The sequence below is a fragment of the Mycobacterium sp. THU-M104 genome (assembly GCF_049197365.1).
GTDB lineage: Bacteria > Actinomycetota > Actinomycetes > Mycobacteriales > Mycobacteriaceae > Mycobacterium.
In genome coordinates this window covers 24,823-34,207 of record NZ_JBMIOP010000167.1, presented here as the reverse complement: position 1 = coordinate 34,207, position 9,385 = coordinate 24,823, and the positions used below count along the sequence as shown (strand labels likewise).

At 68.0% G+C, this 9,385-nt stretch carries 10 protein-coding genes; 2 read left to right on the top strand and 8 right to left on the bottom strand.

All coding sequences use genetic code 11. The features are described from left to right. On the bottom strand, positions 1-886 hold an 886-nt coding region (locus tag ACOJVU_RS13720), incomplete at its 3' end, for a hypothetical protein (RefSeq protein ID WP_421530267.1). Positions 887-909: 23 nt separating this feature from the next. Continuing rightward, positions 910-1,101: a hypothetical protein gene (locus tag ACOJVU_RS13715; protein WP_421530266.1), complete on the bottom strand. Its 192-nt coding sequence runs from the start codon at positions 1,099-1,101 to the stop codon at positions 910-912. 379 nt (positions 1,102-1,480) lie between these two features. Between ACOJVU_RS13715 and ACOJVU_RS13710 the strand changes: the two genes are divergently transcribed. Then, positions 1,481-1,969 (top strand): MarR family winged helix-turn-helix transcriptional regulator, encoded by a 489-nt coding sequence (locus ACOJVU_RS13710; RefSeq protein ID WP_421530265.1) that lies wholly within the window; start codon positions 1,481-1,483, stop codon positions 1,967-1,969. Positions 1,970-1,992: 23 nt separating this feature from the next. Further along, positions 1,993-2,412, top strand: a complete 420-nt coding sequence (locus ACOJVU_RS13705; RefSeq protein ID WP_421530264.1) for a DUF5313 domain-containing protein — start codon at positions 1,993-1,995, stop codon at positions 2,410-2,412. On the opposite strand, the gene proB is transcribed toward ACOJVU_RS13705, so the two are convergent. The 6 genes from proB to ndk form a co-directional block, all read right to left on the bottom strand. Further along, positions 2,405-3,532, bottom strand: coding sequence for a glutamate 5-kinase (gene proB, locus ACOJVU_RS13700; RefSeq protein ID WP_421530263.1), 1,128 nt, complete (start codon positions 3,530-3,532; stop codon positions 2,405-2,407). The genes ACOJVU_RS13705 and proB overlap by 8 nt on opposite strands. Then, positions 3,529-4,977 (bottom strand): GTPase ObgE, encoded by a 1,449-nt coding sequence (gene obgE / locus ACOJVU_RS13695; protein WP_421530262.1) that lies wholly within the window; start codon positions 4,975-4,977, stop codon positions 3,529-3,531. The genes proB and obgE overlap by 4 nt, the downstream gene beginning before the upstream one ends. 126 nt (positions 4,978-5,103) lie before the next feature. Further along, on the bottom strand, positions 5,104-5,358 hold the full coding sequence (gene rpmA, locus ACOJVU_RS13690; RefSeq protein ID WP_421530261.1) for a 50S ribosomal protein L27: 255 nt from the start codon (positions 5,356-5,358) through the stop codon (positions 5,104-5,106). A 14-nt stretch (positions 5,359-5,372) separates the two neighbouring features. Beyond that, positions 5,373-5,684, bottom strand: a complete 312-nt coding sequence (rplU, locus tag ACOJVU_RS13685) for a 50S ribosomal protein L21 (RefSeq protein ID WP_421530260.1) — start codon at positions 5,682-5,684, stop codon at positions 5,373-5,375. Positions 5,685-5,892: 208 nt separating this feature from the next. Continuing rightward, entirely contained in the window at positions 5,893-8,655 is a 2,763-nt protein-coding gene (locus tag ACOJVU_RS13680; protein ID WP_421530259.1) for an Rne/Rng family ribonuclease, read from the bottom strand. Positions 8,656-8,949: 294 nt separating this feature from the next. Beyond that, positions 8,950-9,360 carry a nucleoside-diphosphate kinase gene (gene ndk / locus ACOJVU_RS13675; RefSeq protein WP_421530271.1) on the bottom strand — a complete coding sequence of 137 codons (411 nt, stop codon included), beginning with the start codon at positions 9,358-9,360 and terminating at the stop codon, positions 8,950-8,952. Positions 9,361-9,385: the final 25 nt, after the last annotated feature.

Here is a 9,385-nt window from a genome sequence, read left to right as displayed (position 1 = left end):
CGGCGTCGAGTTCGGCGCCGTCGCGGATCTTCTCCAGGTGCGGCCATTCGCCCTTGACGTGTCCGAACAGGGTCTCGATCCAGGCCTGGTCTTGGGGCACTCCGGGTCTTCCGAACTGGCGGGCGATTGCCACGCCGGCCAGGAACTCGCGGGTGGTGTGTGAGCGCATTTGCGGGCCGTTGTCACTGATCGCCAGTAGCAGTGGCCGCTCGCCGTCGGCGATGGCCCGGTCGATGACCTCGGCGTCGCCGTCGACGAGAGCCTTGACGAGCGTGTCAGTGGCGGCCAGGTCGGCGGCGTGCCACAGGTCCTCGTGTTCCAGGGCGCGGGAAAAGGCGATCTTGACCTGGGTGGAGGATTCCTCGGCCGAGCACACCGTGGTGATCCACTTGCGGGAGACGATGTCGATGATCGCGACCGCGGCGCGTTGAGCACGCGGGAAGTGCGTGAAGTCGTAGCCCCAGATCCGGTTCGGTTTCCATTCCAGCCAGTCCGGCCACGGCTTGCGCGGCGTGGGTTCGCGAGGCGGATTCCCAAACAGCACAAGCTGTTTGGCCAGCAGCACGCGTTGCAGCGTGGACGGTGACACATGAACCGCACCGATCCGTGACCCGCGGTGCGCGAGCTTACGGTGCGACCGGTCGGTCTGACCCCACTGCTTGAACAACTCCACGATCGCGTCGGCCTCCCACTCGAGCAGACCGTGCAGAGGGTTGCCGCCCGGCGGGGCGTCGTCCAGCGGTTCGCCGGCGGTGCGGCGCGCGGCCCAACGGGCCACCCGCGTGTCGTCCGCGTCCAGTACCCGACACGCCGACCGGGCCGACCAGCCGTGCACCACCGCGTGATCGACCAGGTCGCAGATGCCGGCCTTGACAGATGCCTCCACACGCGCCGGGACTGGGCCGACGGTCAGTCCCGGCGCGATTTTCCCCGGTACAGATGAAGCTCCACCGCCTGCGCGGTGATTGTGGCCTGCAGCTGCTCCAGCTCCGCCCTGGCCTCCTCCAACTCGACCTGCTCGGCGCTCTTGCCCGGACGTCCCGGTGTCGCCGACAGCGCCGCCAGGGCACTCTCCTTCGCCGACCGGCAGATCGTCGTCACCGTGGTGCGGTCGACCCGCGAACAACTCCCACTTCTCGCTCGGCGGCAGCACCCGCCGCGGTTTGCGTCCCTTTTCCACCGGGCCAGCAGACGACATGACAATCCTCCAGACGTGTCCGACACGCCCACATCTGGCTGGGTATTTTTTGCCGCTCCTGCCGCATTAACTCAGACGCAAAACAAGGCTAAGTACGCTCAGAGCAGCCGCAGGGCTCGCTGCGGGTTGCGCGAAGGACATCGATCAGCGCAAAAGAGCAGCCCCCGGTCACAAAGCGGCGCCGACCACCACGCTTGAAGAAACATTCTGGCATGCTGCGCATCTGGGGGTGCGAGTGCCGAAAATTTACTAGTACGCTAACCAATAGCGTACGATTCAGATATGACCCAGCTCGTGCCGGAGATCGACCCGCTGGCCCTCGAGCAGCAGGTATGTTTCGCGCTGAGCATCACCAACCGCGCCGTCCTGGCCGTCTATCGGCCGCTGTTGGAGCCGCTGGGGCTCACTCACCCGCAGTACCTGGTGATGCTCGCGCTCTGGGATCACCGGAAGGAATCATCGGGGCGGCAGAAACCGTTGGTAGTCAAAGAGATCGCGGCCATTCTCCAGTCGGATTCGGCCACACTTTCGCCCATGCTCAAACGCCTGGACGCGCTCGGGCTGATCACGCGCAGCCGAAACCCCGCCGACGAACGCTCCACCGCGGTGGAACTCACCGACCGTGGCATAGACCTGCGTCGACGCGCGCAGGAAGTCCCGTCCGCCGTCGTCGCACGTCTGGGTGTCGACATGGGCGAACTTGCCCACCTGCACCAGGTGTTGACCCGGATCAACTCCGCGGCCCTGGCCGCCGGAGCTTTACCGTCCTGAAATCCTCGCCCCTAGGAGCCACGATGGCCAGCGACAAACCCAACCCGTTCCAATACATCGCCTACTCGTACGGCCGGTGCCTGCCGGATTCGATGCGCGCCTGGGTCGCCGACGACCTGGCGGGCAGAGGCGCCGTGCGCCGGCACATGATCCGCTGGGCGATACCACCGCTTGTCGTCCTTGCCCCGTTCTGGCTACTACCGGCTTCGCTGTACGTGCACACCGAGATGACCGTGCCGGTCTACATCTGGGCCCTGCTGGTTTCGCTTGCCCTGAACAAGGTCTGGCGTCGGCACCGGCTGGCGCAGCACGGCCTCGACCCGAACCTCGTCGATGCGCTCAAGCACGAGAAACAAGCGCAGATGCACGACGACTACGCCCGCCGTTACGGACCGCGACCCGAATCGGCCGCGTGGCAGGCCAACAGCAACCCCTTCAACTGACCACTCCCGCGGGGCCGTTCACCGCGACGAGGTCGTCGGCGTGCACCGCGGGCCGGCGCATATCGTCGGGCAGCACCGAGGTCGAGCGGCCCATCATCGCGGCCAGTTCGGAGGCGTCGTAGGCGACCACGCCGCGGGCCACCACCGCCGCATCCGGGTTGCGCAATTCGACGACGTCGCCCGCGTAGAACCTCCCCGACACCGCGATGACCCCGGCGGCCAGCAGCGAACGGCGCTGGCTCACCACCGCCCGCACCGCCCCCTCGTCGAGGGTCAGCGTGCCGGCGGCCTCGGCGGCATAGCGCACCCAGAACCGGCGGGCCGACATGCGATGGGGCCGGGCGACGAACACCGTACCGGCCGATGCGTCGGTCAGCGCGGTCGCGGCATCGGACGCGGCGGCCAGCAGCACCGGGACCCCGGCATCGGCGGCCAGCAGGGCCGACGACATCTTCGACACCATTCCGCCGGTGCCCAGGTGGCTGCCCGGGCCGGCGATCACGCCGTCCAGATCCGCCGCGCCGGACACCTCCGGAATGAACCGCGCGCCCTGGGTCTTGCGGGGGTCGGCGTCGTAGAGGCCGTCGATGTCGGACAGCAACACCAGCGCCTCGGCGCCCACCAGGTGGGCCACCAGTGCCGACAGCCGGTCGTTGTCTCCGAACCGGATCTCGTTGGTGGCCACCGTGTCGTTCTCGTTGACGATGGCCACTGCGTGCAGGGCCCGCAGCCGGTCCAGGGTGCGCTGGGCGTTGGTGTGCTGGGCCCGCATCGAGATGTCGTGCGCGGTCAGCAACACCTGCCCGACGGTGCGACCGTGCCGGGCGAACGCCGCGCTCCACGAACTCACCAACGCGACCTGCCCGACGCTGGCCGCCGCCTGCTTGGTCGCCAAATCCTTTGGGCGCCTTGACAGGCCGAGCGGCTCGATGCCCGCGGCGATGGCGCCCGAAGACACGATGACGACATCGGTACCGGCCTTCATGCGCGCCTCGATGGCATCGGCCAGTCCGGCCAACCGGCCGGCGTCGAACACACCGGACGGTGTGGTCAGCGCGTTGCTCCCGACCTTGACCACCAGGCTGCGGGCGGACCGGATGGCCGCGCGATGCTCGCTCACGCGCCGTCAACGGGGTCGTGTTCACGCCGGCGACGGCGGGCGGCCTTGCGTTCGTCGGCGCCGACGCGCCCGGTACGCTCCAGTCGCGCGTCGGTGCCCCTCCCGGACATGGGTATCTGTCGCCCGGCGGGCGTTTGCGGCTCCCAGTCGAACGTCATCTCACCGATCGTCACCGCGCACCCGGGCCGGGCGCCCAGCCGCAGTAGTTCGTCTTCGACACCCAGGCGCGCCAGGCGGTCGGCGAGATAACCGACGGCCTCGTCGTTGTCGAAATTGGTCTGGCCGATCCAGCGCTCGGGCCGGGCCCCGGTGACGACGAACCCATCATGCCCGTCGGACTCCACCATGAAGCCGCTGTCATCGACGGGAACCGGCCGGATGACCGGCCGGCGCGCCACGACGGGCGGCAGGGAGTCGCGGTACGCCGAGATCTTCTGCCACAGCCCGAAGATCAACGGCGGCAAACCTTCCCGGGTGACCGTGGATACCAGGAACACGGGCCAGCCCCGCTCGGCGATCTCGTCGCGGACGAACTCGGCCAGCTCGCGCGCCTCGGGCACGTCGATCTTGTTGAGCACCACCGCACGGGGACGCTCGGCGAGGTCGCCGAGCGCAGCGTCCCCCTGCAACGTGGGCGTGTAGGCGGCGAGTTCGGCTTCCAGCGCGTCGATATCGGACACGGGGTCGCGACCCGGTTCGGCAGTGGCGCAGTCCACCACGTGCACCAGCACCGCGCACCGCTCGATGTGCCTCAGGAAGTCCAGGCCCAGACCGCGGCCCGCTGACGCGCCCGGGATCAGGCCGGGCACGTCGGCGACGGTGAACGCGTGCTCGCCGGCCGAGACCACGCCGAGATTGGGGACCAGCGTGGTGAACGGATAGTCAGCGACCTTCGGCTTGGCCGCCGAGATCACCGAGACCAGCGAGGATTTCCCGGCCGACGGGAACCCGACCAGCCCGGCGTCGGCGACCGTCTTGAGCTCCAGCGTCAAGTCGCGCGACTGACCGGGCTCGCCGAGCAACGCGAAGCCGGGGGCCTTGCGGGCGCGTGACGCCAGCGCGGCGTTTCCCAGACCGCCGCGGCCGGCGGCGGCCGCCTCGAAACGGGTGCCCACCCCGACCAGGTCGGCCAGGAGCCGTCCGTTCTCGTCCAGCACGACGGTGCCGTCGGGAACCTTGACCTCCAAGTCCTCGCCGGCCGCCCCGTCCCGGTTGCTGCCCATCCCCTGCTTGCCGGACGGCGCGGTGATGTGCGGCCGGAAATGGAAATCCAGCAACGTATGGACGCCGGCGTCGACGACGAACACGACACTGCCGCCGCGGCCACCGTTGCCGCCGTCGGGACCACCCAGCGGCTTGAATTTCTCGCGGCGGACCGACGCGCAGCCGTTACCGCCCGAGCCCGCCCGCGTGTGGACGACGACACGATCGACAAACCGGGGCATCGAAGATCCTCTCACCTACCCCAGCAACCGGTTGACCCGAGATCGACGTTTCGCACAAGTGCGAGTGACCTTCTGCGAAAATCGATTTCGCGTGCCGACTGCCCGGGAAAGCCAGGCGTCCGCCCGCTAGGCCTCCACCACGATGCTGACCGTTTTGCGGCCGCGCTTGACCCCGAACTCGACCGCGCCGGACTCCTTGGCGAACAGCGTGTCGTCGCCGCCACGCCCCACGTTGACGCCCGGGTGGAACTTGGTGCCGCGCTGGCGGACCAAGATTTCGCCGGCCTGGACGACCTGGCCGCCGAACCGCTTGACGCCCAGCCGCTGAGCTTGTGAGTCGCGGCCGTTGCGTGAGCTGGATGCACCCTTCTTGTGTGCCATGACTGCCGCCTTCGCTATTTGATTCCGGTGACCTTGAGGACCGTCAGCTGCTGACGGTGCCCCTGGCGCTTGTGGTAGCCGGTCTTGTTCTTGAACTTGTGGATACGGATCTTGGGACCCTTGGTGTGCTCGAGCACCTCGCCGGTCACCGCGACGTTGGCGAGCTCAGCGGCGTCGGTGGTGACGGTGGCGCCGTCGACCACGAGGGCGACCGGCAGAGACACCTGGGCGCCCGGCTCGGACTCGAGTTTCTCGACTTTGACCACATCCCCGACGGCGACCTTGTACTGCTTGCCGCCCGTCTTGACGATTGCGTACGTCGCCATCGTTGCTCCTGCCTCTTTCTCGCCTCTGCTCAGAAACGCTTCGCGCGCATGCCACCGGCGGCGTGCGTGGTGGGTCTGGGGTGCGGGTCCGTGCCGATCGCCCGGAAGGCCCGCTCAAGCGGAGCCGGTCTGCCCGCCCCGCCCCGCGACAACTGCCCAAGGTTACGTGACCAGCGGCTACAGGGTCAAACCGGACGCACTTTCCCGTTCAGTCCAGCTGGATCGGCGGGCCGGCCGGCCGGCCCGCCGCGCGGCGCCGGCGTGGCCGGCCGGCAACCCACGCGGTGTCATGGTCGTCGGGGTCCGACCCCGCGTCGACGTCGGCGGAGTCCAGATCCTCGTCTTCGTCATCCATGTCGAGATCGTCGTCACCGCCGAGGTCGTCCTCCTCGTCGAGGTCCTCCTCCTCGTCGAGGTCGTCCTCGTCGTCGAGGTCTTCGTCGTCGCCGTCACCGTCGAAGTCCTCCTGGTCCATGTCTTCCGGGCCGGACGCGCCCTGCTCCTCGGCATCTCCGTCGAGCTCGTCGCCGGACTCGTCGGACTCGTCGTCGTCGCGCGCAGCACCGGTCGAGGACCCCGCCGCCATCGCCTTGAACATCGGATGCTCACCGGGAGCATGCACGGGCACCTTGGCCACGGCGGGCTGGCCGGCGGGCTCTTCGGACCGGTTCTTCTTCGATCGTTTGCCCCGCCGACCGCCGGGTTCGGATTTGCGGCCGTTCGGTGGCGCCGAGTCGACCGGATCGGCATGCAGCAGGATGCCCCGGCCACCGCAGTGCGGGCAGGAGCTGGAGAACGCCTCGACGAGCCCGGTTCCCAACCGCTTGCGGGTCAGCTGCACCAAGCCCAGGGAGGTCACCTCGGACACCTGGTGGCGGGTGCGGTCTCGGGCCAGCGCTTCGGTCAGCCGGCGCAGCACAAGGTCGCGGTTGGACTCGAGCACCATGTCGATGAAGTCGATGACCACGATGCCGCCGACGTCGCGCAACCGCAGTTGGCGGACGATCTCCTCGGCCGCCTCCAGGTTGTTCTTGGTGACCGTCTGCTCGAGGTTGCCCCCGGACCCGGTGAATTTACCGGTGTTGACGTCGATCACCGTCATCGCCTCAGTGCGGTCGATCACCAGTGTGCCGCCCGAGGGTAGCCACACCTTCCGGTCCAGCGCCTTGGCCAACTGCTCGTCGATGCGATGCACCGCAAAGACGTCCGGGCCCTCGGCGCTGGCGGGCTCATATTGGGTCAGCTTCGAAACCAGTTCGGGCGCAACGGAGTCGACATACTCGTTGATGGTCTTCCACGCCTCGTCACCAGAGACGATCAGGCCGGAGAAGTCCTCGTTGAACAAGTCACGGATGACCTTGACCAGAACGTCGGGCTCTTCGTAGAGTGCGACAGCCGCGCCGGCGGCCTTCTGCGTGGTTTCGACCGCCTTGGCCTCGATTTGCTTCCAGCGTTCCTGAAGACGCGTGACGTCTTTGCGGATCTCCTCCTCTTTGACGCCCTCGGACGCGGTGCGAATGATGACCCCGGCGTCCGACGGAACCACCTCTCGCAGGATGTCCTTGAGCCGCTGGCGCTCCGTGTCGGGCAGCTTGCGGCTGATCCCCGTCGACGACGCGCCCGGCACGTAGACCAGGAAGCGCCCTGCCAGCGACACCTGCGTGGTGAGCCGCGCACCCTTGTGTCCGACCGGGTCCTTGCTGACCTGGACCACGACGTAGTCACCGGGTTTGAGGGCCTGTTCGATCTTGCGGTCGGAGCCGCCGAGCCCCGCCGCCTCCCAGTTGACCTCCCCAGCGTAGAGCACGCCGTTGCGGCCACGACCAATGTCGACGAAGGCCGCCTCCATAGACGGCAGCACGTTCTGCACGATTCCGAGGTAGATGTTGCCCACCAGCGATGCCGACGAAGCCGACGTCACGAAATGCTCGACGAGGATCCCGTCCTCGAGCACCGCGATCTGTGTGTACCGCGCCCCCGGGTGCGGCGGTTCGTCGCGAACCCGGTCACGCACCACCATGACCCGCTCGACGGCCTCGCGGCGCGCCAGAAACTCGGCTTCGGTCAGTACCGGTGGGCGACGCCGTCCCGCGTCGCGTCCGTCACGGCGCCGTTGCCGTTTTGCTTCCAGCCGGGTCGAGCCGTCGATACCTTTGATCTCGGTGCCGGCAGTGCCGTTGCCGGAACCGTCGGAGGCGCCGCTCCTGCCGCCGCGTGAAGGACGCTCGTGCACCACCGTGTTCGGCGGGTCGTCGGGCGACGCAGACTCGTCGTTGTCATCGCCCGATCCCGATTTGCGGCGCCGGCGGCGGCGGCGGCGGCGGGTGCCGCCCTCCGCCGAACCGTTCTCGTCATCACCGGAGTCGGTGTCCTCGGAGTCGTCGTCGCCGTCCGAGTCTGAGGCGCCACCGGCCTCCCCGTCGTCACCGGAGTCGCCTTGGCCGTCGGGCCCACCCTGCTCACCGCGACCGCGGCCACGGCCTCGGCGGCCACGGCGGCGCCGCCGGTTGGCCGGCCTGTCGGTCTGCTCGTCGTCGTCGTTGTCGTCGGAGTCATCCGAATCGCCTTCGTCGCCTTCGCCGCCTTCGTCGGCCTCTACCAGTTGCGGTGCGACGAACAGGGGCATGTAATGCGGACGGTCGAGAAGGGTTTCATCCCTTTGCGTACTTGCGGCGACTGCCGCCTTCCCGCCAGCCTCCGGCACCTGCGGGGACAGTGATTCCTCCGTGGATGCCACCACCTCCACCGGGGACTTGGCGAAGAGCAGTTCATGTACCCGCAGCGCGTCCTCACGGTCCACGCCGGACTGCACGTTGCGCATCTGCCCGTCGAGCGCCACGAGCGCGTCGAGCACCTCCCTGTTGCTGGTGCCCAGCGCCCGGGCCAGCTGATGAACCCTCAGCCGGTTCGGTAGGTCCTCCGGCGGCGTCGGTCCGCGTGATGTGTCTGAAGTTGGGGCACCGTCTACCACGTATTCTCCTCAAGCCCCCGGGCGCGTCGTTGCGACGCGGCCACGCGAGGGCTGCGCTATGTGCCCGGGTCACTTCTCCCGGACTTGTCAATGGCCTCGCCCCGAGCGGCTGGTGTCCAACGCACTCGACGCCGTACTGAATGACGACCTGACATGCAGCGCCAAATCACCGAGGGCGATTGTCGCGCTTGTCCAAGTCTTCATCCGGGTGTCTGACGCCGGTCCGGCGACGTTCACCCTCTGTCACTATCCCACATCACGCTGCCGGACCGGTGCCCCCGAGCTTTCGGACCGCTACGCGTCGGGAAACCAGAGTGCTATCTCGCGTGTGGCCGAATCGGCCGAATCCGAGCCATGAACCAGGTTGAACTGCGTTTCCAGACCGAAATCGCCCCGGATCGTGCCCGGCGTGGCCTTGTCCACCGGATCGGTGCCACCGGCGAGTTGGCGAAACGCGGCGACTGCCCGCGGTCCTTCCACGAGTGCGGCCACCACCGGTCCGGAGGTGATGAATTCAAGCAAGGAGCCGAAGAAGGGTTTGCCTTCGTGTTCGGCGTAATGCCGGGCGGCCAGCTCCTTGTCGATACGGCGAAGCTCGAGTGCCGCGATGGTGAGGCCTTTTCGCTCGATGCGGTTGAGGATCTCGCCGACCAACCGCCGTTCGACGCCGTCGGGCTTGATCAGTACCAGGGTCCGTTCGGTCACTTTGCAGATCGTACAGAGCGAGGAG

Coding starts and splice junctions, on each gene's coding strand:
- ACOJVU_RS13710 (WP_421530265.1), top strand. CDS start 1,481: ATGACCCAGCTCGTGCCGGAGATCGACCCGCTGGCCCTCGAGCAGCAG.
- rplU (WP_421530260.1), bottom strand. CDS start 5,684: ATGGCGACGTACGCAATCGTCAAGACGGGCGGCAAGCAGTACAAGGTC.
- obgE (WP_421530262.1), bottom strand. CDS start 4,977: ATGCCCCGGTTTGTCGATCGTGTCGTCGTCCACACGCGGGCGGGCTCG.
- ACOJVU_RS13705 (WP_421530264.1), top strand. CDS start 1,993: ATGGCCAGCGACAAACCCAACCCGTTCCAATACATCGCCTACTCGTAC.
- rpmA (WP_421530261.1), bottom strand. CDS start 5,358: ATGGCACACAAGAAGGGTGCATCCAGCTCACGCAACGGCCGCGACTCA.